This window comes from Rhodoferax sp., assembly GCF_028688795.1.
Taxonomy (GTDB): domain Bacteria; phylum Pseudomonadota; class Gammaproteobacteria; order Burkholderiales; family Burkholderiaceae_C; genus Rhodoferax.
Map to the genome: position 1 here is coordinate 20,731 of NZ_JAQTXM010000013.1, position 26,383 is coordinate 47,113.

Consider the following 26,383-nt stretch of genomic DNA (forward strand, 5'->3'; position numbering starts at 1 on the left):
ATGCATCAGAGGAGGCCATCACACGCGTGTGCGCCTCGTGCTCGAGTATTTTTGCGAAAGCCCGAATGGATTTTTGGTTAATCACTATCTGATTTGAAGACTCTGGCGAGTTTTAAGTCTGGATATTTCAACGCTACCACTGCTTTAACCAGTTCATCTTCGCTGACTTGTTGATACACGCGCGTACCAACACTGCCTTGCGGTTTGTGTCCAGTCAATTCATCCTGTACTTTGTGGTCAATGCCTGCGCGCGACATTCCAGTTCGCACAGAGTGGCGCAAACAATGGAAATCTGGATACTTTTCGGTCAGCCCAGCTGATTTTCTAAAAGTGCCAAACCACGCCGAGAAGTAGCCTCCAGGTCGGCCATCTCTCATTTTCATGGCAGGCCAAAGAGCAATTGCTCCGGTTTTTCGGACCTGTTCCACATATTCCAAGAATCCAAGGCGAATAAGTTCTGGGTGAATTGGGATGACACGTATGCCTGAATCAGACTTGACCCTTTGGCTTTCCCCTTCGTCAGTGATGGAGAAAAGCGGAATCGGTCCCGAGGTGATGACATCTTCGGTTCGCAATTGCGCCAGTTCACCGACACGAGCTCCTGAATACAGGCCAATAATGGGAATCCAATAAGCCGCATCTTTGCCTGCTTTGAAGTCCTTGGGCAAAGCGTAGCTGGTGAATAGAGGTTGGCTAAACAGTGTGGTCAGTTCGTCGGGACTCCAGGGCCTGCGCCTGGCTGTCGTGCGGTGAGCAATATCCAGGCCTTCCCAAGGGCTCTTGGAAAGCGCCTCCAAGTCTCTGGTGGCGTATTTCAGTAGGGATTTGACCCAGGTGAACCTGTCGCGGGACGTTTTACTGGTAGCGCCTTTAGTCAGCAACCAGCCCCGAAAGGTGTCCCCTTGAGCCCGAGTAAGCGTGTGGAGGTCGATTTTTCCGCCCAGGCACTCTTCGAACAGCACAACAGCACGCAAACAGGCGTTTTCCGAGTCTGCGGACGGCACTTTGCTGATTTTCCATTTTTCGTAGACCTTTCTCAGAGTGAGCCGTGATGTCGGTTCGACGACGACTTTCGCTGGACGCAAAGTAGCAACGACGGCAGCTGGTGGGGCAGGGGTGTGCGCCACAAGTGCCAACTCTGGTAGTTGAACCACGGGCGTGAAACCGCAAAGCACTTCTGCGCGCTTTGCCAAACCGCGTTGGAGAGCCTCGCGGTGGCTACACGTGCCGAGGGACTTTACAAAACGCCCGTTGCGATAAAGCGCCGTTAAGGGGTGCCCTTTGGGCAGAACGATGCGCAGATAGAACGCGCTACCGCGTTGAAAAACGCCAGTCAAATGAGCCATGGAACCGCACCTCCTAAGGTTAGGTGCCACAGCCAGGTGCTACAAAATCCATGAGGGAGGACCTAAATTGGCCTAACCCATTGATTTCATTGAGCTTTTTGAATAAGGTGACGAGCCTTGACCCCGGCACTGGCTCTACAGTTAGGGCTGCTTGGTTCCCCACCTGACCCGGTTGGCCGCTTCACCATGCGGGAAGGCCCGTCAACGCAGATTGTAAAGCCTTAAGCCCCTGTTAGATCCTTGACCTCTGCATCAGAGACATTGGTTTTGACGGAGGAGATGCCGTTATCACGAGCGGCAACCGACGAATACATTTCACTGCGACCGATGACTTGGCCGTTTGTGGCTTTCAGGTTGAAATACGGTTGGCCCGAAGTGGACTCTGCGCGTTCGAATCGCTCGTCCACAACACCATTTTTCCTGCACGATTCAATCCCCTGTGTGGCATTGGTTTGGGTTTCGTACATCTGACTGGTCAGAATGATCTGCCCGTTGCCAGCCTTCAGGTTGAACATGTACTTGCCGTTTTTTGATTGGGTGATTTCAAATTTACCTGCCATGGTTTAGCTCCTGCAAAGTTGTTGAATGAAATGGTTTAACCGGCAAGGCACGTTGGCAGCACCCTCGGCAAAATCAGTTTAACGGTTTGGCCGGCCCTTTAGAATCCGCGCATGTCCTACCTTGTGCTTGCCCGTAAATACCGTCCCCGCAATTTCACCGAGATGGTGGGGCAAGACCATGTGGTTCAAGCCCTGACTAATGCGCTTACCACCCAGCGCTTGCATCACGCCTATTTGTTCACCGGTACGCGTGGTGTTGGCAAGACCACGGTGTCGCGTATTTTGGCTAAGTCGCTCAACTGCCAGGGCCTGGACGGGCAGGGTGGTATCACGGCTACCCCTTGTGGGGTATGCCAGGCGTGCACTGACATTGATAGCGGCCGGTTTGTTGATTACACCGAGCTCGATGCTGCTTCCAACCGTGGCGTAGATGAAGTTCAGGCTTTACTGGAACAGGCCGTTTACAAACCAGTGCAAGGGCGCTTCAAGGTTTTCATGATTGACGAAGTGCACATGCTGACCAACACGGCCTTCAATGCCATGCTGAAAACGCTAGAAGAACCGCCTGAATATCTGAAATTTGTGCTGGCCACCACGGATCCGCAAAAAGTGCCCGTTACGGTACTTTCACGCTGTTTGCAATTTAATCTGCGTCCGATGGCCCCGGAGACCATTCGGGAACATTTGCAAAAAGTGTTGCTCACCGAGCAAGTGACCGCTGATGTGCCCTCGCTGCGCCTGCTGGCGCGAGCGGCGCGCGGCTCGATGCGTGACGCCTTGAGTCTGGCCGACCAGGCCATTGCCTTCGGTTCTGGCGTGCTGCAAGAGCTAAGTGTGCGCCAGATGCTGGGCAGCGTGGATCGCTCCTACGTGTTCCGGCTACTCCAGGCTTTGGCTCAGGGTGACGGCAAAACAGTGGTCGAAACTTCGGAGGCTTTGCGCACCCACGGTTTGAGCGCGGCCTCCACGCTGGAAGAAATGAGCGGCGTATTGCAGCGCATGGCCGTGTTGCAGGCCGTGCCTGATGCGGCTGGCGATGACAGTGACCCGGAAGCCGCCGACATCGCCCAGCTGGCCGCCCTGATGCCCGCTGACGAAACACAATTGCTCTACAGCATTTGTCTGCATGGGCGCGGTGAATTGGGCCTGGCGCCGGATGAGTATGCGGCGCTGACCATGGTGTTGTTGCGCCTGCTGGCGTTCAAACCAGAAGCCGGCAACGCTACCGTGCAGGAAAAAAAAACTCTGAAAGTTAGCCCGCGCCCGCTGCCTGAGGCGCCAGTGCACGCGGTGGCTGCGCCCATGTTGGTGTCTGAGCCCTTGGACGCGCCTCTGCAGAAATTTCAAGAAAATCAGGCTGTAGACCTTGTAAAAAAAACGCAAAGCACTACTCAATCAATAGCAAAAGTAGTGCCACTGTCCGCCGCGGTTGACGTGGTTAGTGCCAAGCCAGACACCGCGAACACCGCCTCGCCAGAAACTCCGTCTGGCCCTGTGTTGCCAGAAGGCCAGCGCTTGCGGGTTCATGAGATGCCGGGTACGTCAGTTGGTGATCAGAGTCAAAATTTTGATACAAATCAGCCTCTAGCCCTTTTAGATAAAGCGCAAGCAGCTACAAATATTGAAGCAGTTCAGGTGCATGAGGCGCGTGAATCCAAGCGCGACATTCCACCTGAGCGTGCCAGCCCCGCCGTGCAAACCAGTCCCGATGGCGATTTCTGGTATGCCACAGTGCAGGCGTTGGTTGCGGCCGAGGCCATCACCGCCATGGTGCGCGAACTTGCGCTGCAGGCGCAATTGGTGGCGCGTGACACAGACCAATGGCTGCTGCGTGTGGAGCGCGAGTCGCTCAACCAGCCTGGCAGTCGTGATCGGCTGGCAGCGGCGCTGGCTGCTGCTGGTTACCCCGTCAAACTGGTCGCCGAAGTGGGGCGCGTGTCTGACAGCCCGGCCCGGCGCAATGCGGTGGCGGCGGCCCAAGCGCAGTTAGCGGCAGAAAAAATCGTTTTCGATGATCCCCTAGTGCAAAGCTTGATGCGTGATTTTGGGGCGAAAATCGTGCCCGGAAGCATCAAGCCCGTGACCCTGAAGTCGCCGACCTGATCGATTCAACTACCGGACTGAAACCGATTCAGTTCGCCAGCCTTTCAATTAAAAACTCACACAAGGAATACCCATGTTCAACAAAGGACAACTCGCCGGCCTCATGAAGCAGGCGCAGGCCATGCAAGACAACATGAAAAAAGCCCAGGATGATCTGGGCAACATCGAGGTCACGGGTGAGTCAGGCGCTGGTCTGGTCAAGGTACTCATGACCTGCAAGCACGATGTCAAGCGCATCACCATCGACCCCAGCCTGCTGGCCGACGACAAAGACATGCTGGAAGACTTGGTTGCCGCGGCTTTCAATGCAGCCGTGCGCAAGGCTGAAGAAACCTCGGCCGAGAAGATGGGCAAGATCACCGCTGGCATGCCAGGTTTACCGGGCGGCATGAAGTTTCCTTTCTAGGCAATGTCCGACACCAACGCGCTTGAAAACCTGGTTCAGGCGCTGCGGCGCCTGCCAGGCGTTGGGGTGAAGTCAGCGCAGCGCATGGCGTTTCACTTGCTGCAGCATGATCGCTCGGGGGCGCAGGCCTTGTCGATGGCGTTGGCGCACGCAAACCAAAACATCACCCACTGCGAGCGTTGCCATACCTTCACCGAGGCGCAGGTGTGCGCCACTTGCCTGGATGAGCGACGCGATGCCAGCAAGTTGTGCGTGGTCGAAACCCCAGCCGACCAGTCGGCGGTGGAACGCACTGGCGCCTACAAAGGCTTGTACTTTGTGTTGATGGGCAAGCTCAGCCCGCTTGACGGCATTGGCCCAAACGACATTGGCCTGAAAAAGCTGTTTGACCGGGCGCTTGATGGCACCGTGACCGAGGTGATTCTGGCCACCAATTTCACGGCCGAGGGGGAGGCCACGGCACACGTCATCAGCCAGGGCCTCAAAGCCCGCGGCCTGCACCTGACCCGGTTGGCGCGTGGTGTGCCAGTGGGCAGCGAACTTGAATACGTTGACTTGGGCACCATTGCCCATGCGCTGGTAGACCGGCGCTAAAGATATGCTCAAAACCTCAGGAGACCCGTCATGACGGCTGCCCGCTTTACCCTGGCTTACTGGTGTGTGCTGGTGGCGGCGCTGCTGCCGATCGTTTGTGCCGGTATTGCCAAGTGGGGCATGTTCCGCAAATCGCCGCGTGCGGGTGGTTTTGACAACGCCAACCCACGTGCCTGGTTGGCCCGCCAGACCGATTGGCGGGCGCGCGCCAATGCAGCGCAGGCCAACAGCTTTGAGGCCCTGCCGTTCTTCATTGGGGCCGTCATCATTGCCCACCAATTGGGCGCCTACCAGACCCGGCTGGACCTGCTGGCCTTTGTCTATGTGGTGTTGCGCATGGTGTACATCATGCTTTACGTGGCGGACCTGGCCAGCGTGCGCAGCCTGGTCTGGGGGCTGGCGCTGGCCGTGAATGTGGCGATTTTGTTCGCCGGTTACCGCTGACCTGCCACCCCGCAAGCTGAGTTTGTTATTTTCGTGCCAACCTGGTTGGCTTTTTGGTTGGGGCGATCTTGCGCTTGGACACGGCCCTTGACACGCCCTTTGATTTTCCGGTGACTCTTTTTGCCGACGCAATTTTGACTCTGATCGGCAGGTACAGCACCACTTTCTGGCCGACTTTGAACGACGCCGTGGCATTGACTTTGTTCCACTCTGCGAGCGACTGGGGGCTGACAGCAAAACGTTTAGCCAGGGTTGCCACCGTGTCTTTTTTACCAGCCTTGACCATGGTTTGCCGCAGCACCACGTCAGGGGCCAAAGACAGTTGCCCGTTGTCGGCCACACGCTCTGACACATCCGTATCCAACCCGGCAGAGCGGCGCACCAGCAGGGTTGAGCCCGCCTTGATCAGCATGCGCGGTGGAATCTGGTTGATGCTGCGCAATTCATCCTCTGTCATGCCGACCCGATGCGCGGCATCGGCCACCTTGAGGGTGTTTGGCGCAACCCAGGCGGTCCAGTTGGCCAGGCGTCCCCCGGTGTAGGCTTCCATGTTGGCCTGAAAACGCTCGGCGTTGTCCCATGGCAGCAAGATTTGGGGTGTGCCCGAGGCCAGAAACACTGGTTTGTTGGCAGACGGGTTGAGCGCCTTGAAGTCATCCAGCGGCACTTCAGCCAATTTGGCTGCCAGTGCCACATCGATGTCACGGCGGATGTCCACGGACTGAAAATATGGATGGTTGCCGAGTTCTGGCAGGTTGACCCTGAATGAACCCGGATTGGCCACAATATTTTTCACAGCCTGCAGCTTGGGCACATACATGCGTGTTTCCATCGGCATGGCCAGATCGGCATAGCCAGTGCCAGTGCCTGCCTTTTGGGCTTTGTTGATGGCACGCTGCACGCTGCCTTCACCCCAGTTGTAGGCGGCCAGTGCCAGGTGCCAGTCACCAAACATGCCGTAGAGCTTTTGCATGTAGTCAAGCGCAGCACGGGTGGACTCGATCACGTCCCGGCGGTCATCGCGAAACATGTTTTGTTTCAGGGCAAAGTCTTTGCCAGTAGCGGGCATGAACTGCCACATGCCAGCAGCCTTGGCGCTGGAGACAGCCTGCGGGTTAAACGCGCTTTCAATGAAAGGCAGCAACGCCAGTTCGCTGGGCATGTTGCGTCGCTCCAGCTCTTCCACAATGTAAAAAAGGTATTTATTGCCGCGCTCGGTCATGCGGGCCACATAGTCGGGGCGACTGCTGTACCAGAGCTCGCGCTCACGCACCAGGTCGGTGTCCAGTTCGGGCATGGCAAAACCACGCCGGATGCGCTCCCATACATCAGCAGGGGGCAGCAGGGAATGCACATTTTTCGACCCCAACTGCGCTGTTGCCAAGGGCTTCAAGCCACCTGCCGGGTAGAGTGCCGAGGCGCTATCAGTCCGATTGCCGCCAAAAAGCGGTTGACCCACAGGGGTGGCGTCATTGGGCGCGTTCGACGCCAAGTTGACCGTGCTGGCACAACCTGCCAACCACACGCTGGCTCCCAGTGCCAAATATCGAAGAAGCTGTTTCAAAATTGATCTTTCCAGGTTCGCAGGGCTGCAAACACACTGACGGCGTCCGTTGCGTTGGCAGCCTGCCGTTGCACCGCATGGGCCACGCTTGGTAAATGGGTGCGTAAAAAAGGGTTCACACACTTCTCAAGCGCAATGCTTGAGGGCAGGGTGGGCTGGTGCTGGTTTCGCAGGACTTGTGCCTTGGCCTGGTAGGCCTGCAAGTCTGCATTGTCGGGCTCAACAGCCAAGGCAAAGCGCAAGCTACTTAAGGTGTACTCGTGGGCGCAGCACACACGGGTGGCGTCAGGCAAGGCTGCCAACCGGGTCAGTGAGGTCAGCATTTGCGCTGGTGAGCCTTCAAATAAACGCCCGCAACCTGCGCTAAACAGTGTGTCACCGCAAAAGAGCACCGGGTCCTGAGAAGGGACTTGGCCAAAGAATGCGATATGTCCTGCGGTGTGGCCTGGAACCAGCAACACCTCAAAGTGCAGTCCTAGCACCTCAATGACATCGCCATCATTCAAGCGTGTCAAGGGTTCGGGCATGTGCTCCAGTGCTGGGCCGTAAACCTTTGCACCCGTGGCCTGGCGCAGGGCATCGACTCCACCCGTGTGGTCGTTGTGGTGGTGCGTGACTAGAATCGTCTCCAGTGTCAGACCGCCATCCTGCAAGGCGGCTAAAACGGGCTCGGAATCACCAGGGTCGACCACCAGCGCCCGACGACCGTCGTGCAGCATCCAGATGTAGTTATCAACGAAAGCGGGTATTGGAATTAACTTCATGGGCGACCAAATTATAAGTTTGCATGACTGGTTGGCTACCCCGCCCGGCGCTTACCTGCTGGATTGGGAGCGCGAACACATGGCTTCGGCCGTCGCCGACGTCTTTGGTTTTCATGCCCTGCAACTGGGTATGCCAGAGCTGGACGCGCTGGCCGCCAACCGCATGCCGCACCGCTGGTTGGCCACTGAAAGCCCTCACGAAAAAGCGGCCTTTGTGACCGATTTTTCGGCCCTGCCGTTTCCCGCCAACAGCCTGGACCTCGTGGTGTTACCGCACGCGTTGGAACTCACCGCGGACCCCCATGCCGCGCTGCGTGAGGTGGCGCGTGTGCTGGTGCCCGAGGGCCGGGTGGTGATTTGTGGCCTGAACCCGATGAGCTTGTGGGGCTTTCGTCAGCATCGCGCGCACCTGTATCGCCGCTTCGGCTGCAACCGGATGTTTTTGCCGGAGACTGGCGAATTTATTGGCTACCTGCGTCTGCGCGACTGGCTGCGCCTGCTGGACCTGGACATTGAGTCGGGGGAGTTCGGCTGCTACCGCCCCGCCTTGGCCAACCCCCAGTGGCTGGCGCGCTTTGCCTGGATGGACCGTGCCGGCGCCCGTTGGTGGCCGATACTCGGCGCGGTTTACTGTTTGGTGGCGGTCAAGCGGGTGCGCGGCATGACTTTGCTCAATCCCGCCTGGAAGCCCGCACCGCGGTTGGCTGGTACTCCTGTTTCGGTAGCTAATAGCGCTGGTTCTACAAGGGCTAGAGGCATAAAAAGCATATAAAATTTAAAAGAGGTCAGTGACTTGAATCCAATTGATATTTACACCGATGGCGCTTGCAAGGGCAACCCTGGCCCAGGCGGCTGGGGGGCGCTGCTCAAATCTTCCGATGCGCAAAAAGAGCTGTGTGGCGGCGAGATGGGCACCACCAACAACCGCATGGAGATGATGGCGGTGATTGAAGCCCTGGCCGCCCTGAAGCGCCCATGTAAGGTGACGCTGCATGTCGATAGCCAATATGTGCTCAAGGGCATGACCGAGTGGCTGCCGGGCTGGAAAGCGCGCGGCTGGAAGACCGCTGCAAAGGCCCCGGTAAAAAATGTCGACTTGTGGCAGCGCCTTGATGCGCTGGTGAACAGTGGCACACACCAGATTGAATGGCGCTGGGTGCGCGGGCACAACGGCGACCCCGGCAACGAGCGTGCCGACGAATTGGCCAACAAAGGTGTGGCGATAGCCCTGAGCCAACGCTGAAATCCATGACCCCGACCTGAAGGTGAAGACTTGGTAAAGATCTGACCTTCAGGTCTGCTGGGTGTACCGAGTCTCGCTACATTAACCCGTTGCAACTTTCCGCGGTTTTGACCGGAAAAATCTTTTATGGCTTCCAAATTTACATTTGCAGCAGTGGCTGTTCTCGGCATCGCCATCTCAGGAGGTGCCGCTTGGTGGCTACAGTCACGCCCCCAGGGCCCCACGCAAATCACTGCCAACGGCGACAGTTCTTCGGCAAATGGCGGCGCAGGCAAGGCGGTTGGTGCTGCCCCGCGTGTGGCGGGCGTGGAAGTTACCAAAGTGGAAACGTCGACCCTGCGCGACGATGCCCAGGCTGTGGGAAGTTTGCGTGCCCGCCAAAGTGTGATGCTGCGCCCCGAGCTAGTGGGGCGCATCACTGCGCTTAATTTCAAGGACGGTGGCCCGGTTCGCAAGGGCCAGATATTGGTGCAGTTTGACGACCTGTTGCAGCAAGCTGAATTGCAGCAAATGCAAGCGCAACTGGCCATTGCCCAGGCCAGCTTCAAACGCACTCAGGAACTTGTTGCGCAGAATTTCATGGCGCAGCAAACCCTCGACACCAGTGCTGCAAACCTGAAGGTCGCACAGGCCCAACTGGCTTTGTCGCAGGCACGGCTGTCCCGCATGGCGGTGCGCGCGCCGTTTGACGGCACCGTTGGCATTCGTTTGGTCAACGTCGGCGATTACGTCAAAGACGGCGCTGATCTGGTGGCGCTCGAAGACACACGCCAGATGCTGGTCGACTACCGCCTGCCAGAGCGTTTTGGTGGCAAGGTCAAGCCCGGTCAAAGTGTCGAGATTGCACTGGATGCGCTGCCCGGGCGCAGCTTTAACGCGGTGGTCGAGGCTGTAGAGCCCCTGATGGATGCCAACGGCCGCTCGGTGGCCGTGCGTGCTGTGATTTCTGGTGCTGGTAAACCTGCTGACAAGCCGGGCAACCAAGTTGTCGATAAATCGTCAAAGTCGGGTAACAAAGCGGATGACAAAAAGGCTGGCCAGGTGCTGCGCTCTGGTATGTTTGCCCGTGTCGCGACCTTGTTCTCGGTCAATGACGCGGCCTTGGTAGTACCTGAAGAAGCTATCGTGCCGCAAGGCGGAAAACAATTTGTGATCAAAGTGGTGGCACCTGTTGCCGGTGCCACGCTGCCTGCCGATGTCAAATTTGTGTCTCTGCGGCAAGAAGTCAAGCTGGGCGTGCGTCGCTCGGGCAAGGTTGAAATTGTCGACGGTGTGGCCTTGGGCGACACCGTGGTGGTGGCCGGCCAGCAGCGTCTGCAAAAAGACGGCTCGCCTCTTCGCATTGTGGAACTAGGCAAGCCTGCGGGCAAAACCGCTGCGCCAGTTGCTCCCGCCTTGGCTGCCAGCCGCTGACCTGCCAGGAAGCTCACCATGCAACTGGCTGAAACATCCATCCGTCGCCCGGTCTTTGCCACCGTGCTGTCCTTGCTGATTGTGCTGATTGGCGCGGTGTCGTTCAACAGTCTGACGGTGCGCGAATACCCCAAGATTGACGAACCGGTGGTGTCGGTCACCACCACCTTTGCCGGTGCGTCCAGTGAAGTCATGGAAGCCCAGGTGAGCAAGGTGCTGGAAGACTCGCTCTCAGGCATTGAGGGTGTGGACGTGATCACCTCCACCAGCCGCCAGGAGCGCAGCCAAATCTCGGTCAAGTTTGCCCTGAGCCGCGATGCCGATGCAGCCGCCGCTGACGTGCGCGACAAGGTCACTCGGGTGCGCCAGCGTTTGCCGCAAGGCATTGACGAGCCGGTCATTGCCAAGGTCGAGGCCGAGTCGTTCCCCGTGATTTTTTTGGCGCTTAGTTCAGACACCCACAACGCCCTGCAACTCTCCGAGATGGCCAATACCCTGGTCAAGCCGGTGCTGCAAACCGCACCCGGCGCGGCTGAAGTCAATATCTATGGCGAGCGCAAGTTTTCCATGCGCATCTGGGTTGACCCCGACAAGCTTGCTGCTTACAAGCTCACTGTGCAAGACCTGGAAGACGCCCTGCGCCGTGCCAACCTCGAAGTGCCCGCTGGCCGCATTGAAAGCGCACAGCGCGAGTTCAATGTGACCGCTGCCACTGACTTGCAGCGCCCGCAAGAATTCGCCCAGGTCGTGATTCGCTCCATCAATGGCCAGCCCATCCGCATTGGTGACGTCGCCCGGGTGCAGGAAGCGCCGGTGGATGAACGCTCGTTTGTACGTCTGAACGGGCGCGATGCCGTGGGGGTCGGCGTGGTCAAGCAGAGCACCGCCAATCCGCTGGACTTATCAGCAGGCGTGCGCGAGTTGTTGGTCAAGTTGCGTCGTGACCTGCCGCCCGGCGTGAGCATTGAGGTAGCCAACGACAACTCGGTGTTCATTGACCAGTCCATCAAGGCGGTGTTTAGAACCATTCTGGAGGCCGCCGTGCTGGTGGCCTTGGTGATTTTTGTCTTTTTGCGCACACTGCGCGCCTCGCTGATTCCGTTGATCACCATTCCTGTGGCGTTGATTGGCACTTTTGCCATGATGGCCTTGGTTGGCTTCAGCATCAATACCCTCACCCTGTTGGCGCTGGTGCTGGCGATTGGCCTGGTGGTGGACGATGCCATCGTGATGCTGGAGAACATCTACCGCCACATTGAAGAGGGCCTGCCGCCATTTCAAGCCGCCATCAAAGGCGCACGTGAGGTCGGTTTTGCCATTGTGGCCATGACCATGACGCTGGTGGCGGTGTATGCGCCGTTGGCTTTTTCTCCTGGGCGTACCGGGCGCCTGTTCACCGAGTTTGCGCTGGCACTGGCCGGGGCCGTGGTGATTTCAGGGCTGGTGGCGCTCACCCTGTCGCCCATGTTGTCATCTCTTTTGCTGAGGCACAACCCCAAGCCTAGCTGGTTTGACTCGCACATGGAAAACCTGCTGCAATGGGCCACCCGAACCTACGGAAAAATGCTGGCCTGGTCTTTGAGCCGGCGTTATCTGGTGCTGCTGGTGATGCTGGCCAGTGGTCTGGTCACCTGGTGGACCCTGGGTGATCTCAATCGTGAACTCTCGCCCATGGAAGACCGGGGTGTGGTGCTGGCCCGCATCAACGCACCCGACGGTGCGACCCTGGCTTACACCGACCGTTATGCCAAAAGCATCGAGCGCATCGCTGAAGATTACCCCGAGTTCGATCGCGTGTTTGCCACCATTGGCAACCCCACGGTGTCTCAGGGCAACATCTTCTTTCGGGCCAAACCCTGGGAAGAGCGCCAACGCACCACGCTGGAAATGGCCCGCGCGATGACACCGCGCGTCTCCAGCCTGTCGGGCGTCACCGCCATCCCCATCACCCCGCCGTCGCTGGGGCAGGGCTTCAGCAGTCGTCCGATCGAGTTTGTCATCATCACCTCAGAGAGTTACCAAAATCTGGCACAAACCGTGCGGGCGTTTCAGGACGAACTGGCCAAAAACCCCGGTTTTGTGCAGGTCGACACCGATTTGCGCCTGAACAAGCCCGAGATCAAACTTGAAGTGGATCGCGAGCGTGCCGCCGACATGGGCGTCAGTGTCGATTTGATTGCGCGTGCCATCGAGACCATGCTGGGCGGGCGCAAGGTCACGCGTTACAAGCGCGACGGCGAACAATACGACGTGATCGTGCAAACCAACGCCTCGGGCCGAGACACGCCGGATGACATTGAAAAAATCTTCGTGCGTGGCAAAGGTGCAGAGCTGATTCCGCTGTCAGCCTTGGTGAAAATTCGCGAGGTGGTGGTACCGCGCGAGCTGATTCACTTTGGCCAGCGTCGCTCCGCCACCATCACCTCCAATTTGTCGGCCACCTATTCAGTGGGCGAGGCCTTGCAGTACATGGACGCCACCGCCAAAAAAGTGCTTAAACCCGGTTACGCCACTGATTTGAACGGCATCAGCCGCGAGTTCAAAAAGTCGTCCGACTCCCTCACTCTGGTGTTTGCACTGGCGCTGTTGTTCATCTTTTTGGTGCTGGCCGCGCAATTTGAGAGTTTTGTCGACCCATTTGTGATTCTGTTCAGTGTGCCGCTGTCGATGGCCGGTGCGCTGCTGGCGCTCAAATGGTCGGGTGGCACGCTCAACGTGTTCAGCCAGATTGGCCTCATCACGCTGGTGGGCCTGATCACCAAACACGGCATTTTGATTGTGGAATTTGCCAACCAGTTGCGTGAGCAGGGCATGGACACACTGGCAGCTATCCAGCAGTCGGCCGCGCAACGTCTGCGCCCGATCATGATGACCACCGGCGCCATGGTGCTGGGGGCTATTCCGCTGGCCATCGCCACTGGTGCCGGGGCCGAGAGTCGCCAGCAAATTGGTTGGGTGATTGTGGGCGGCATGAGCTTGGGAACCCTGCTTACCGTGTTTGTAGTGCCCACCATGTACACCCTTCTGGCGCGCAAACACGCACCCGGGCCAAACAAGGAACCCACCCTGCAGCCGCTACCAAGCGAGGGTTAGTTCGCCACAGGGGTTGTGTTGCCCATGCCGTCCGGGCTTGGTCTGCCAGCGCACAGACCCCGCCGTATTTGCCACCTATAACTGACACATTGAGAGCGATCCCGCACTCAATGAACAGTGATTGGAGCAAATGATGACGATAAATTCAAGAACCCTGACTACCACCCTGATCGGTGTAGTCTTGGCCATCACCGCAGGCTGCACCAGCCTGAAAACCCCCGCCACAGCCGATGTGGCGGTAAGTAAGGCGGCCGTTGAAAACGCGGCCGGTGCCGGTGGGGCAGAGTTTGCCCCGGTGGAAATGATGGCGGCACGCGACAAGATGGTGCTGGCCAACAAGGCCATGGCAGCCAAAGACTACAAGCTGGCCATCAATCTGGCAGCCCAGGCTCAGGCTGATGCCACGCTCGCCAGAAGCAAGGCCAATTCGGCCAAAGCCCAGACCGCTGCCGACGCCCTGCAGGACGACATTCGCGTGCTGCGCGCTGAGCTTGAGCGCAACAACAAGTAATTGCCAGTAGCGCACAAGTAGCGTCCAGGCAAGGTTCTGCGCTTCCCAAACTTAACCCAAGGTATTTCCCATGAGAAAATTCTATTTAGCTCCTGTTTTGGTGGCCGTCGCCACGCTCATTGGCGCTTGCAGCTCAGTGCCCACCACTACTGGCCTGCTTGAGCAAGCGCGCAGTGACTACCGTGTGGCACAAAACAACCCCAACACCCAAACCTATGCCCCGCTTGAAATGAAGCAGGCCAGCGAAGCCATGGCTTTGGCCAATGTGGAGGCCAACGACCGCGCCAGCGCCACAAAAGTCGACCAACTGGCTTACATTGCCAAGCAAAAGATTGCATTAACGCAAGAAGTCACCAAGCGCAAAGTGGCCGAGGCTGAGGTGGCCAATGCTGGCAAGCAGCGTGACCAGTTGCGGCTGGACCAGCGCACCAATGAAGCCAATGCCGCCACCCTCAGTGCCGACCGCGCCAAGCAAGAGGCGCTGATTGCCCAAAGCAACGCCGCCCAAGCCCAGCGCCAAGCCCAGATGGCCCAGGTTGATGCCGCCAATTCACAGCGTCAAACGCAAGAAGCGCAGGCCCGTTCGGCCCAGCTTGAAGCCCAGTTGAACGATTTGGCCGCCAAAAAAACTGCACGTGGCCTGGTGATCACGCTGGGTGACGTGTTGTTTGGCACCGATCTTTCAAGCCTGACACCTGCGGGCATGAACACGGCGCAAAAGCTGGCCAATGTGTTGCAACAAAATCCCAAACTGACTGTATTGGTGGAGGGGTTTGCCGACAGCACGGGTGCGGCAGACTACAACCAGGCGCTGTCTGAGCGGCGTGCCGGCGCGGTGCAAAACGCCATGCAAGGGTTTGGCATTGCGCGTGAACGTGTTGCTGTGCGCGGTTATGGCGAGGCCTATCCGGTGGCCGCCAATGATTCCGCTGGCAACCGGCAGTTGAACCGTCGGGTGGAGATTGTGTTGTCGGATGACAATGGTAAGGTGATGGCGCGCTGATTTTCTTGCCGGAGTCAGGCCAGTTCAAAGGGCCCACGGCAAGTTGCCGGGGCCCTTTTCTAAGCGGTCATGTTATTCAACGGTTCTGCTTGCGCCTGCGCTCTTCTTGACCCAAACAAGTTGGCGTAAACCCAGGTGAATTCGGCGCCCATCAGGAAGATTTGGGCTGAGTAATACACCCACAGCAGCACCACTACCAAGGAGCCGGCGGCGCCAAAGCCCGACACGATGCCGCTGCCGCCAATGTACGCACCAATCAGGGCTTTACCCAGGCTGAACAGCAGGGCGGTGAAGATGGCGCCGGTCCACACATCACGCCACTGCACATGGGCGCGCGGCATTACTTTGTAGATCAGGGCAAACATGGCGGTGACCAGTGCAAAGCCGGCCAAGGCGTTGCTGACGCTGGCAATGGCCATCCAGCCACCAAACAGCGGGCTCCACAGGCGTTCCATGGTGGCAAGCGCAGCGCTCAGCACCAGCGACACCATCAGCAAAAAACCAATTACCAAAATCATGCCAAAGGACAGTAAGCGAGCGCGCAGCAGGTTGAGCCAGCCGCTCAACGGCACTTTGGTGGGCACGCGCCAGATGCGGTCCAAGGCGCTTTGCAACTCGCCAAACACGGTGGTGGCACCCACCAGCAGCAGCACCACACCCAGCACGGTGGCCGCCTTGCCCTCGGCTGGTTTGCCAACGCTGGCCAGCAGGGCTTGCACGGCGCCGGCGCCTGCATCGCCCATCAGGGCGCGCAGTTGTGACTCGATTTCGCCGCGCGCAGCTTCTTGGCCAAACACCAGTCCGGCCACCGCGATCACAATCAACAGCAAGGGGGCGAGTGAAAACAAGGTGTAGTAGGCCAACGCTGCACCCATGCTGGGCACATCGTCGTCTACCCAATTGGCAAAGACTTTTTTTAGCAGCGCCCAGTACAGCGGCAGGTCAAATGGCATGGTCAAAAGGGCAAGGAAATTGGGGGCTCAAGGCGTAGATTGTTGCCGAATCACCTCGGCGCGTTTCATCTCAAGGTAGGCTGGGCGGTCTAGCTCGTGCAGCTGGCGCGGGTAACGCTCCACCGCCGTGAACCAGGCTTGCAAGCGATTTTCAAGTTGCGCTGAAGGCGGCTCAGATTGCGACGCCAAAAAACTGTCGATGGCCAAGTAATAACGCATGGTGTTACGTTCCACCACACCGCGCACGCCAGTGACCAAGTCCAGCTCACCGCTGTCGTTTGGGTCAACCAAAGTAAAACCCACCTTACCCGCGCCAATGGTGGCCAGATAGGCCTGCATGGCCACGCGCCCGGCAAAGCCCACACCGTAGGCGTAGGTTAAATGCAGAAACGACTTGGTTTTGGAGAGTTCAACCACCTCCATCTGGATCAGGTAGTCACGCGTGCCCAGCGGCCCGGTTTTGGCGTTGAGGGTGGTTGCAAAATAATTTGGCGTCGCAGCGGTTTCTTGGTAAATAAAGTCTACGCGCGCAGCGTCAACCAGTGTTTGGGGTGTTTTTTTGCCAATGTAGACCCGAAGCATGGTGCCTGTGGGTTGCGCAATGGCTTGGCAGTATTTGGTGTTGATATGCAAGATCATCACCTGGCACCAGTTGCTGGGGCTCTTAAGCCCGGCGCTGACAGTGGCAAATGGGTACGCCACCACGGCGTAAATGTCGCCTTGCAGGCCTTCGGCAGTTTCTACCGAATACAGCACCAAAGGTCGACCAAAGGGATTTTTTTGCAAGGGTGCGCTCAGGCGTGTGTACTGGGCTTGCAGCGCCGTGGCAGATTCAGCCGCCGAGATTGCTCCAGCGCCAAAGCTGGCAAAAATTGACGCGGCCGCCAGCAGGCCAATCCGCCAGCCAGCGCCGCTCATGGCTTACTTGGTGACTTCGTGACCAATCACGCCGCCCACTGCCGCGCCAGCAGCTGTGCCGAGCAGGCCGCCACCAATCACATTGCCAGCGACACCGCCGATGACAGCACCAGTGGCTGTGCCTTGTTCTTGATGAGTCATGCCTGCGCAACCGCCGAGGCCCAAAGCGGCTACCAAAAGAACGGCGGGCAAAACAGAAAAGCGTTGAGTAAAGTTCATGAGAATTCTCCAGGACAGTTAAAAATCAGGCCGCACCATGCAGAGCATTTTGGTGTGGAAGAGCCGTTATTTTTAGCCCGTGGCGCTTTGGCGTCTGTGCGCCTGCACACACAAGCCGCAAACAGGCTCGGTTGGTTTTTGGGGTGCTATGTGGGCCAACGCACGGACACAGTTTGTGCCGCCTCTTAACCTTGTGACATGGCAATCCATACCGACAACGGGCTCAGCATGAAGGGCAGCGCGCCAGATGCGTGTATAACGGGTTCGGGCGCGTTCTGCGCCTCGGGTCGTGCGAGCTCTTCACCCCTTCGCACTTTGATCTAGCCCGACCCACGAGACGACCCCCTTGAAAATCATCCCTAAGACACTGTCCTGGTTGGCTGGCGCCTTGCTGCTGCTGGCCGCTGGCATTGCGTTCATGTTCTGGTCTTACCAGCAGATATCGGTGGCTTCCAACCAGCGCCAGCACACGCGCCAAGTCATCAGCGTGGCCAATAGCCTGTTGTTTTCCTTGAAAGACGCTGAAACTGGGCAGCGTGGTTACGCCTTGACCGGTAATGAAGCCTATTTGCAGCCGTATTTGGCAGTGCGTGACACCATCAACGCACAATTTTTCGACTTGCAGGAGCTTAGCGGCAACTCGGGTTCTATGACCACTTTGAAGCCCTTGATCGACGCCAAAATGGTCGAGCTGGCCACGGTCATTGAGCTGCGTCGCAGTGGAAATTTGGCGGCTGCGCGCCAACTCATCGACGGCGGCACAGGCAAGAAGCAGATGGATTCAATTCGCGCCGAAATGGACAATTTCATTCAAGCGCAGACCGATGTCCAGTCGCTTAACGACTCGGCGTTTGATGCCAGCATGCACCGTTTGTTGATTGTGATGTCGGTTGTTGCTGCATTGGCAGTGCTTTTTGCCTTGGTGTTTGCTTATCTGTTTTTTCAAAAATCCCAACAACGGGCGAAGAATCTGGTGCACCTGGAAACCCAGCACTTGCTTGAGGTGCAAGAGGAAACCAACCAAAGGCTGGCGCAGGCCAACAAGCAGCTTGAAGAAAGCCAGCAAAAACTTGCTGTGACGCTCAATTCGATTGGTGACGCGGTCATTGCCACCGACGCCGCGGCTTGCGTGACCCTGCTCAACCCGGTGGCCGAAGCGCTCACTGGCTGGACGCAGGCGCAAGCGCTCGGGCAACCGGTCGACGTGGTGTTTCACATCGTCAACAAAGACACCCGCATGCTGGCCAAAATACCGGTGGCGGACGCTTTGGAACACGGCACCGTGCAGGGGCTGGCCAACCACACTGTGCTGATTGCCCGCGATGCGCGTGAATTTGATATCTCCGACAGTTGCGCCCCAATTCGGGATGCTGCTGGCTTGGTGGTGGGCGCGGTGCTGGTGTTTCGCAATGTGTCCGACGAATACGCTGTGCAGCAAACCCTGCGCGACAGCGCAGCGCTGGTGCAAACCATTCTGAACACGGTGGCCGATGGGCTGGTGACAGTGCATGCCGATGGCGGCACCATCGAGACAACCAACCCGGCCATTGAGTTGCTGTTTGGTTACAGCGCTGCCGAGCTGGCCGGCAAACCCTTGAGCGTGCTGATACCCGAGCTGGAGCAAGACCAGCGCCATGTGTCGCTGGAATATTACGAAGCCAGCGATGCCGACCGTGCCTTGGGGCTTGGCCGAGAGGTGATGGGCCTGCGCAAGAACGGAAGCGTGTTTCCGCTGGAAATTTCTGCCAGTGAAATGACGCTGCGCGGGCAGCGCTACTTCACCGGCATCTTGCGTGACATCAGCGCTCGCAAGCAGGCTGAAGAGGCCTTGCTCAAGGCGGGTGCCTTGCAAAAAGCCATTTTTGACAGCGCCAATTTTTCCAGCATTGCCACTGACGCCAGGGGTGTGATCCAGATTTTCAATGTCGGCGCCGAACGCATGCTGGGTTTTACTGCCGCTGAGGTCATGAACCAGCGCACCCCTGCTGACATTTCAGACCCGCATGAAATTGTGGCCCGCGCCAAGGCCCTGAGCGTTGAGTTGGGTCGGCCCATCACGCCTGGCTTTGAGGCTCTGGTGTTCAAGGCCTCACGCGGCATAGAAGACATTTACGAGCTGACCTACATTCGCAAAGACGGTAGCCGCGTGCCCGCGCTGGTTTCTGTCACCGCCTTGCGCGACGACACCAACGCCATCATTGGCTACCTGTTGATTGGCACCGACAACACCGCGCGTCAGGCCGCAGAAGTTGAGCGCACCCGGCTAGACCAGCTGCTGCGCAACAAAAATGCCGAACTGGAGATTGCCAGAAACGTGGCCGACAAGGCCAACTTGGCCAAATCAGACTTCTTGTCCAACATGAGCCACGAGCTGCGCTCCCCGCTCAACGCCATTTTGGGCTTCGCGCAGCTGCTGGAAATGGGCGTGCCCGCGCCCACGCCCACACAAACCGCCAGCGTTGGCCAGATCCTCAAGGCGGGCTGGTATTTGCTGGAACTCATCAACGAGATTCTTGATCTGGCCCTGATTGAATCGGGTCGCCTGTCGATGTCGCTGGAACCCACCTCGCTGCACGACCTGATGCAAGACTGCCAGGCCATGATTGCCCCGCAAGCCCAGCAAAAAGGCATTCGCCTCACCTTTGCGGACGTGGACAAAGCCACCTTCGTCATCGCTGACCGCACCCGGCTCAAGCAGGTGGTGGTGAATTTGCTGTCAAACGCTATCAAATACAACCGCCCCGGCGGCATTGCCGAAGTGAGCTATCGGGTGCATTCCAGCGGGCGCTTGCGCATCAGCGTGCGCGACACCGGCTTGGGGCTGTCCGAGCAAAAGATTGCCTTGCTGTTTCAGCCCTTCAACCGTCTGGGCCAAGAGGCCGGCTCAGAAGAAGGCACCGGCATTGGCCTGGTGGTGAGCCGCCGCCTGGTGGAGCTGATGGGTGGGCAAATTGGCCTGACCAGTACCGTGGGTGTGGGGAGCGTGTTCTGGTTTGAATTGAGCTCGGCGCTGGCACCGCAACTGCACATGGATATGCAGTCGATCGACACGGCTGCTGCTCCTCTTATGCCTTCTGATATTGGCATACGCACCGTGCTGTATGTGGAAGACAACCAGGCCAACATGGCGCTGGTGGAGCAATTGGTGGCGCGCCGCCCCGAGTTGCGGTTGCTGGGCGCCGTGGACGCCATGCGCGGCATTGCCATGGCCCGTGCGCACCAGCCAGATTTGATTTTGATGGACATCAACCTGCCCGGCATCAGCGGTATGGAGGCCCTGGCCATCTTGCTGGGCGATGCGGCCACCCGGCATATTCCGGTGCTGGCCCTGAGCGCCAACGCCATGCCGCGTGACATTGAAAAAGGCATGGCGGCTGGCTTCTTCCGCTACCTCACCAAGCCAATCCGGGTCAATGAATTCATGGCGGCCCTTGACGAAGGGTTGGCGCTGGCCACTGCACGCGCTGAAGCCACCACGTTTTGACCCCGGTTTTTGATGATCAGTCCCCGCGACATTCTTGCAGCACACATCCTGATTGTTGATGACAACCAAGCCAATGTGGCGTTGCTGTCGCAGCTGCTGAATGAGGCCGGCTACCACAACCTGAGCGCCACGCGTGACCCGTTTTCGGTTTGTGACATGCACAGCACCCACGCCTACGACCTGATTTTGCTTGACCTGCAGATGCCCGGCATGGACGGCTTTGCGGTGATGCATGAACTGCAACAGATGGAGACAGGGGGCTACACACCCGTTTTGGTGATTACCGCGCAGCCCGGCCACAAACTGCGGGCGCTGGCGTCTGGTGCCAAAGACTTCATTGCCAAACCCTTTGATGTGGTTGAGGTCAAGACCCGTATTCACAACATGCTGGAAGTGCGCCTGCTTTACAAGCAACTTGAACAAGCAGTGAGCACCTTGAAATCGATTGCGCTGCATGACCCGCTGACCAACCTGCCCAATCGTCGCTTGCTGATGGACCGGCTGCAACAAGCCAGACTGGCCTCAGTGCGCTCCCAGCACCATTGCGCCCTGATGTTTCTGGACATTGATCATTTCAAGCAGCTCAATGACACCCTGGGCCATGACATGGGCGACGCCTTGCTGCAGCAGGTGAGCGCGAGGCTGCTGGCCTGTGCCCGTGAGGGCGACAGCGTGGCGCGTTTTGGCGGCGACGAGTTTGTCGTGCTGCTGGACGGCTTGAGCCTGCAGCCCGGCGTGGCGGCAACACAAGCCGAGGTGATTGCCCACAAGATGCTCACTGCGCTGGGCCAGCCCTACCAACTGGACGCCCAGGCCTATAACGCCTCGCTGAGCATTGGTGTGGTGGTCTTTCTGGGTGAACAAGATGCCATTGGTGACTTGCTCAAAAAAGCCGACCTGGCCATGTACCAGGCCAAAAGCGGCGGTGGGCATACCGTGCGCTTTTTTGACCCTGCCGCGCAGCTGCCAACGCATGTCAGCCCGGCGTAGCTCAAAATGCGCCCCAATTTTGTGCGTACCATGCTGGCCAACGCCGTTGATGCGGGTGTAACCTGCAGCCGGGTTTTGACGGGCCACAGGCCTTGTTAAAAAATTTATGCTAAATCGGGCTCTAGCCCTTTAATATAAAGCGTAAGCAGCTATCAATTAGGGAGTATTTATGGTGACCAAAAAGAAGACGACCGCCCCGGATAAAGTACCGGCAGCGGTCCCTGCAAGCAGCTTTCCCATTGTGGGCATCGGTGCCTCGGCCGGTGGACTTGCAGCCATCGAAGCGTTTTTCGCAGGCATGCCGGCTGACGCAGACCCCGGCATGGCCTTTGTGCTGGTGCAACACCTTGACCCCGACCATAAAAGCCTGCTCACTGAACTGATTGCGCGGCGCACCCGCATGCAGGTACTTGAGGTGGTGGATGGCGTGGTGGTGCGCCCCAACTGTGCCTACATCATTCCCCCCAACCGCGACATGGCGTTTTTGAATGGCACGCTGCAGTTGCTGGAGCCCGCTGCACCGCGCGGCCACCGCCTGCCGATTGACTTTTTGTTCCGCTCGCTGGCGCTTGACCAGCATGAGCGCGCGATTGGCATCGTGCTCTCAGGCACCGGCAGCGACGGCACGCTCGGTGTGCGCGCCATCAAGGGCGAGGGCGGCATGGTCATGGTGCAAACCCCCGCATCAAGCGAATTTGACGGCATGCCGCGCAGCGCGCTGGCCACCGGCATGGTGGATTTTGAGCTGCCACCGGCCGAAATGGCAGGCCAGCTCATCGCCTACACAACGCACGCCTTTGGCCGCTTGCCGCATCACATCAGCCTCACCGAACCGCTCAGCGAAAGCGCCCTGAGGAAGATATTTGTCTTGTTGCGTACCCACACAGGGCACGATTTTTCACAGTACAAGCCCAGCACCATTTACCGCCGCATTGAGCGGCGCATGGCGGTGCACCAGATTGACGGCATTGACGCCTATGTCAAATATTTGCAGCAAGCCCCGGATGAAGTGCAGGCGCTGTTCAATGATCTGTTGATTGGCGTGACCAATTTTTTCCGCGACCCCGAGGCCTTTGCCGCGCTTGAAGAAAAGGTCATTCCCACGCTGTTTGAAGGCAAGCCCGTGGGCGCTGCTGTGCGCGTGTGGTGCACTGGCTGCTCCACCGGCGAAGAGGCGTATTCGATGGCCATCCTTTTGCAAGAGCGACTGGCAACGCTGCGGGCCAGCTACAAGGTGCAGGTGTTTGCCACCGACATTGACAGCCGCGCCATTGCCACAGCGCGCAACGGTGTCTACCCGGCCAGCATTGCCGACGACGTCACCCCTGAACGGCTGGCACGGTTTTTTACGCTTGAGCCAGACGGCAGCGCCTACCGGGTGCACAAAGGCATTCGCGACCTGCTGGTGTTCTCCGAGCACGACATCATCAAAGACCCGCCGTTTTCCAAGCTCGACCTCATCAGCTGCCGTAACCTGATGATTTACCTGGGGCCTGAGCTGCAAAAGAAGCTGATCTCGCTGTTTCACTACGCTTTGCAACCCAGTGGCGTGCTGTTTTTGGGCACCTCTGAGACGGCAGGTGAGCAGGGCGACCTGTTTGCCGTGCTGGACCGCAAGGCCAAGATTTACCAGCGCAAGGAAGATTTTCAGGGCGCGCAGCGCGCCGCGCTGGGCCGCTTTTTGCCCCCCATGGTAGAGAGAGACCTGACGCTTGCCGCTGGCAAAGCCGCCGTGCCGCCCAAGCTGTCGCTGCGTGAACTCACCGAGCAAACCCTGCTGCAACATGTGGCGGCGGTGGCGGCGCTGGTCAATGGCAATGGCGACATTCTTTACCTGCACGGGCGCACCGGCATGTACCTGGAGCCCGCGCCTGGCTTGGCCGGCATTTACAACATCATGAAAATGGCTCGCGAAGGCTTGCGCCGCGACCTGACGGTGGCCCTGCACAAAGCCGCTTCCAGCCATGGCACGGTGCATGTTCAGGGCGTGCGCGTCAAGACCAATGGGCACTTCACGCTGGTGAATCTGAGCGTCTGCCCGGTGCTGGGTGGCCCAACCGGCGCGCTCGATTCGCCGCTGTTTCTGGTCATGCTGGAAAACGCACCCGAGCCCAAAGGGGCTGCGCCCATTGCCCTGACCGCACCCGTGCCTGCCGCGCCCGTCAGCCCGGCCGCCCGTGCCCAAATTGCCGAGCTCAACGAAGAGCTGCAGGCCAAAGAAGAGTATTTGCGTGCGGCCAACGAAGAGCTGGAAACCACCAACGAAGAGCTCAAATCCAGCAACGAGGAAATGCAGTCGGTCAACGAAGAATTGCAAAGCACCAACGAGGAGCTGGAAACTTCCAAGGAAGAAATGCAGTCGATCAACGAGGAGTTGAGCACCGTCAACACCGAGCTGCAAACCAAGGTGGCAGACCTGTCACGCGCCAACAACGACATGAACAACCTGCTGGCAGGCACCGGCATTGCCACCATTTTTGTCGACCACAGCCTGCGCATCATGCGCTTTACGCCAGCGGTCAGCAGCATCATCAACCTGATTTTGAGCGACGTGGGCCGCCCGGTGGGCCACATTGTGAATAACCTGGTGGGCTACAGCACGCTGCTGAATGACATTCAAGAGGTGCTGAGAAACCTGGCCCCCAAAGAGGCCGAAGTGCAAACTGCCGACGGCAAGAGCTATGTGCTGCGCATCTTGCCCTACCGCACGCTGGACAACGTGATTGAGGGCGCGGTGATCACTTTTGTTGAGATCACCGACGTTAAGCAGACACGTGAGGCCTTGCAAAAAGCCAATGCGCTGCTGCGCCTGGCGGTGGTGGTGCGTGATGCGAGTGATGCCATCACGGTGCAGGCGCTGGACGGTCAGACCATTGCCTGGAACCCTGGTGCCGAGCGGCTTTATGGCTGGACTGAGGCTGAGGCCCTGAAAATGAATGTCCGTTTGCGCATTCCGCAAGCGCGGCAGGACAAGGCCCTGGCACAGGTGCGCCAGCTCAGCGAGGCCAAAACAGTGACCCCGTTCAAGACGCAACGGCTGACCAAAGACGGCCGCGTGCTGGACATAGAACTGACCGCCACCGCGCTGCTTGATGAGGCTGGCCGCGTCTACGCCATTGCCACCACAGAGCGGGCCAGTGATGTCGAAAAGTAAGTGATTTAGGCCTGTAGGCCATGTTAATCAAGCGTAAATAGCTACGTTATTTGTAGCAAATATATTTTTCATGAGTCATGAAACTGCCGACACTGTAAAGCTGATGCACGACCTGCAGGTGCATCAGATCGAATTGCAATTGCAAAACGAAGAGCTGCGCCGGGCGCAAACGGATCTTGAGGTGTCGCGCGCGCGTTATTTCGATTTGTATGACATGGCCCCGGTGGGCTACCTCACGGTGGCCACCCATGGGGTAATTCTGGAGGCCAACCTGAGTGCTGCCAATTTGCTGGGCGTGGCCCGCAGCGCGTTGGTCAGGCGGCCGCTGAGCCATTTCATTGTCAAGGCGCATCAAGACAGCTACTACCTGTGCAGCAAGCAATTGCTGGAAACCGGGCAGTCGCAAAGCTGCGAACTGCAGCTAATGCACAGCGATGGCGTGGCGGTGTGGGTCAAGCTGGACATGAGCGCTGCAACGGGCGACACCGATGGGCCGGTGTTGCGCGTGGTGCTGAGCGACATCACTGAGCGCAGGCGGTTGAACATGATTCTGGTAGAGAGCAACCGCGAGCTGGAGAGCGCACGCCTGCAGGCTGAGCGGGCCAACCTGGCCAAATCGGAATTTTTATCGAGCATGAGCCATGAACTGCGCTCACCGCTGAACGCCATTTTGGGATTTGCACAGCTGTTGGAAGTGTCTGCGCTCACCAACAGCCAACAGGCCAGCCTGGCACAAATTCTCAAAGGAGGCTGGTACTTGCTGGCGCTGGTCAACGACATTCTTGACCTGGCTGCAATCGAGTCCGGCCACGCCGCGTTGACCATGGAAGACGTGTCGCTGGCCGACGTGCTGGTGGACTGTCAGGCACTGATTGAGCCGTTGATGGCAGTTCGCGCGGTGCACATTGAATTTTTGCCACTTGAGGCCGCCTACATCGTGCACGCTGACGCGATTCGACTCAAGCAAGTGATCATCAACCTGCTGTCCAACGCCATCAAGTACAACAAAGAAGGCGGCAGCGTGAATGTGAGCTGCAGTGCACGCACGCCTGAGCGCCTGCGCATCAGCGTGCGCGATACCGGCCAGGGTTTGCCAGCAGCCAAACTGGCCCAGTTGTTTCAGCCCTTCAACCGGCTCGGCCAAGAGGCTGGCAACACCAAAGGCACCGGCATTGGTCTGGTGGTGAGCCAGCGGCTGGTGGAATCCATGGGCGGTGAAATGGGGGCAAACAGCGTGGTGGGCGAGGGCAGTGAGTTCTGGTTTGAGCTGAACCTGGTTTAGGTTTTTTCGTTGATTTTTTCTTCAACTTCTTTCGCACCTTCGGCATACAGCTTGGCTTCATCGGGTGAAAGCTCATGCAACAGCCGCAGGAACTCACCGGCGTGCACGCGTTCTTCGTTGGCTATTTCTGTCAGTACCTTGATGGCCAGCGGGTGGTCGGTCGACTCTGCCAGCTGCATGTACATCTGGGTAGCCTCAAACTCTGCGGCCACCATGAAACGAATGGCTCTGACGAGTTCTTCGTGGCTGATTTTTTTGTCTTTGGCAAGCCCTGAAAAGGGTGATCCGAAACTTGGCATGGGTAATCTCCTGGGGTAGGCGTCAACGCAGGTTGCGTTG

22 protein-coding genes and 1 other RNA gene are annotated in these 26,383 nt (G+C 58.3%); 14 read left to right on the forward strand and 9 right to left on the reverse strand.

Features of this window, described 5'->3' with window-relative positions:
* Positions 1 to 77 precede the first annotated feature (77 nt).
* The 3 genes from PHQ58_RS11180 to PHQ58_RS11190 form a co-directional block, all read right to left on the reverse strand.
* The gene (locus PHQ58_RS11180; RefSeq protein WP_300111080.1) at positions 78 to 1,346 is read right to left on the reverse strand and encodes a site-specific integrase; all 1,269 of its coding nucleotides are present in this window, start codon (positions 1,344 to 1,346) and stop codon (positions 78 to 80) included.
* Positions 1,347 to 1,452: 106 nt separating this feature from the next.
* Positions 1,453 to 1,549, reverse strand: an RNA gene (gene ffs / locus PHQ58_RS11185) — signal recognition particle sRNA small type.
* 18 nt (positions 1,550 to 1,567) lie between these two features.
* Entirely contained in the window at positions 1,568 to 1,906 is a 339-nt protein-coding gene (locus PHQ58_RS11190) for a YegP family protein (protein ID WP_300111081.1), read from the reverse strand.
* A gap of 111 nt (positions 1,907 to 2,017) precedes the next feature.
* Between PHQ58_RS11190 and dnaX the strand changes: the two genes are divergently transcribed.
* From dnaX to PHQ58_RS11210, 4 genes are all read left to right on the forward strand, one after another.
* On the forward strand, positions 2,018 to 4,009 hold the full coding sequence (gene dnaX / locus PHQ58_RS11195) for a DNA polymerase III subunit gamma/tau (protein ID WP_300111082.1): 1,992 nt from the start codon (positions 2,018 to 2,020) through the stop codon (positions 4,007 to 4,009).
* A 73-nt stretch (positions 4,010 to 4,082) separates the two neighbouring features.
* The gene (locus PHQ58_RS11200) at positions 4,083 to 4,415 is read left to right on the forward strand and encodes a YbaB/EbfC family nucleoid-associated protein (protein ID WP_300111083.1); all 333 of its coding nucleotides are present in this window, start codon (positions 4,083 to 4,085) and stop codon (positions 4,413 to 4,415) included.
* Between the two features lie 3 nt (positions 4,416 to 4,418).
* Complete coding sequence (recR, locus tag PHQ58_RS11205) at positions 4,419 to 5,009, forward strand: recombination mediator RecR (RefSeq protein WP_300111084.1); 591 nt, start codon at positions 4,419 to 4,421, stop codon at positions 5,007 to 5,009.
* 30 nt (positions 5,010 to 5,039) lie between these two features.
* Positions 5,040 to 5,453, forward strand: a complete 414-nt coding sequence (locus PHQ58_RS11210; RefSeq protein ID WP_300111085.1) for an MAPEG family protein — start codon at positions 5,040 to 5,042, stop codon at positions 5,451 to 5,453.
* Between the two features lie 25 nt (positions 5,454 to 5,478).
* On the opposite strand, the gene PHQ58_RS11215 is transcribed toward PHQ58_RS11210, so the two are convergent.
* Positions 5,479 to 7,017 (reverse strand): transglycosylase SLT domain-containing protein, encoded by a 1,539-nt coding sequence (locus tag PHQ58_RS11215; protein WP_300111086.1) that lies wholly within the window; start codon positions 7,015 to 7,017, stop codon positions 5,479 to 5,481.
* Entirely contained in the window at positions 7,014 to 7,781 is a 768-nt protein-coding gene (gene gloB / locus PHQ58_RS11220) for a hydroxyacylglutathione hydrolase (RefSeq protein WP_300111087.1), read from the reverse strand. The genes PHQ58_RS11215 and gloB overlap by 4 nt, the downstream gene beginning before the upstream one ends.
* Between gloB and PHQ58_RS11225 the strand changes: the two genes are divergently transcribed.
* From PHQ58_RS11225 to PHQ58_RS11250, 6 genes are all read left to right on the forward strand, one after another.
* Positions 7,780 to 8,553 (forward strand): class I SAM-dependent methyltransferase, encoded by a 774-nt coding sequence (locus PHQ58_RS11225; RefSeq protein ID WP_300111088.1) that lies wholly within the window; start codon positions 7,780 to 7,782, stop codon positions 8,551 to 8,553. The two genes, gloB and PHQ58_RS11225, sit on opposite strands and share 2 nt — an antisense overlap.
* A 21-nt stretch (positions 8,554 to 8,574) precedes the next feature.
* Entirely contained in the window at positions 8,575 to 9,024 is a 450-nt protein-coding gene (gene rnhA / locus PHQ58_RS11230; RefSeq protein WP_300111089.1) for a ribonuclease HI, read from the forward strand.
* Between the two features lie 126 nt (positions 9,025 to 9,150).
* Positions 9,151 to 10,437 carry an efflux RND transporter periplasmic adaptor subunit gene (locus tag PHQ58_RS11235; RefSeq protein ID WP_300111090.1) on the forward strand — a complete coding sequence of 429 codons (1,287 nt, stop codon included), beginning with the start codon at positions 9,151 to 9,153 and terminating at the stop codon, positions 10,435 to 10,437.
* An 18-nt stretch (positions 10,438 to 10,455) separates the two neighbouring features.
* The gene (locus tag PHQ58_RS11240) at positions 10,456 to 13,530 is read left to right on the forward strand and encodes an efflux RND transporter permease subunit (RefSeq protein ID WP_300111091.1); all 3,075 of its coding nucleotides are present in this window, start codon (positions 10,456 to 10,458) and stop codon (positions 13,528 to 13,530) included.
* A gap of 133 nt (positions 13,531 to 13,663) precedes the next feature.
* A complete protein-coding gene (locus PHQ58_RS11245) occupies positions 13,664 to 14,041 on the forward strand; it encodes a DUF4398 domain-containing protein (RefSeq protein ID WP_300111092.1) in 378 nt (125 codons plus the stop codon).
* A 70-nt stretch (positions 14,042 to 14,111) separates the two neighbouring features.
* Entirely contained in the window at positions 14,112 to 15,044 is a 933-nt protein-coding gene (locus PHQ58_RS11250) for an OmpA family protein (RefSeq protein WP_300111093.1), read from the forward strand.
* Between the two features lie 59 nt (positions 15,045 to 15,103).
* Here the strand turns inward: PHQ58_RS11250 and PHQ58_RS11255 are convergent, their stop codons facing one another.
* The 3 genes from PHQ58_RS11255 to PHQ58_RS11265 are packed head-to-tail and all read right to left on the reverse strand — an operon-like array spanning position 15,104 to position 17,134.
* Positions 15,104 to 15,997: a YihY/virulence factor BrkB family protein gene (locus PHQ58_RS11255; protein WP_300111094.1), complete on the reverse strand. Its 894-nt coding sequence runs from the start codon at positions 15,995 to 15,997 to the stop codon at positions 15,104 to 15,106.
* Positions 15,998 to 16,024: 27 nt separating this feature from the next.
* The gene (locus PHQ58_RS11260) at positions 16,025 to 16,915 is read right to left on the reverse strand and encodes a hypothetical protein (RefSeq protein WP_300111095.1); all 891 of its coding nucleotides are present in this window, start codon (positions 16,913 to 16,915) and stop codon (positions 16,025 to 16,027) included.
* Between the two features lie 3 nt (positions 16,916 to 16,918).
* Positions 16,919 to 17,134 (reverse strand): glycine zipper 2TM domain-containing protein, encoded by a 216-nt coding sequence (locus tag PHQ58_RS11265; RefSeq protein ID WP_300111096.1) that lies wholly within the window; start codon positions 17,132 to 17,134, stop codon positions 16,919 to 16,921.
* 346 nt (positions 17,135 to 17,480) lie between these two features.
* On the opposite strand from PHQ58_RS11265, the gene PHQ58_RS11275 reads away from it, so the two are divergent.
* The 4 genes from PHQ58_RS11275 (at position 17,481) to PHQ58_RS11290 (ending at position 26,044) form a co-directional block, all read left to right on the forward strand.
* The gene (locus PHQ58_RS11275; RefSeq protein ID WP_367187306.1) at positions 17,481 to 20,618 is read left to right on the forward strand and encodes a PAS domain S-box protein; all 3,138 of its coding nucleotides are present in this window, start codon (positions 17,481 to 17,483) and stop codon (positions 20,616 to 20,618) included.
* A 12-nt stretch (positions 20,619 to 20,630) separates the two neighbouring features.
* A complete protein-coding gene (locus PHQ58_RS11280; RefSeq protein WP_300111097.1) occupies positions 20,631 to 21,608 on the forward strand; it encodes a diguanylate cyclase in 978 nt (325 codons plus the stop codon).
* A gap of 169 nt (positions 21,609 to 21,777) precedes the next feature.
* Complete coding sequence (locus PHQ58_RS11285; protein WP_300111098.1) at positions 21,778 to 24,762, forward strand: chemotaxis protein CheB; 2,985 nt, start codon at positions 21,778 to 21,780, stop codon at positions 24,760 to 24,762.
* A gap of 70 nt (positions 24,763 to 24,832) precedes the next feature.
* Positions 24,833 to 26,044, forward strand: coding sequence for a PAS domain-containing sensor histidine kinase (locus PHQ58_RS11290; protein ID WP_300111099.1), 1,212 nt, complete (start codon positions 24,833 to 24,835; stop codon positions 26,042 to 26,044).
* Here PHQ58_RS11290 and PHQ58_RS11295 read toward each other — a convergent pair.
* Positions 26,041 to 26,343, reverse strand: a complete 303-nt coding sequence (locus PHQ58_RS11295) for a ferritin family protein (RefSeq protein WP_300111100.1) — start codon at positions 26,341 to 26,343, stop codon at positions 26,041 to 26,043. The genes PHQ58_RS11290 and PHQ58_RS11295 overlap by 4 nt on opposite strands.
* Positions 26,344 to 26,383: the final 40 nt, after the last annotated feature.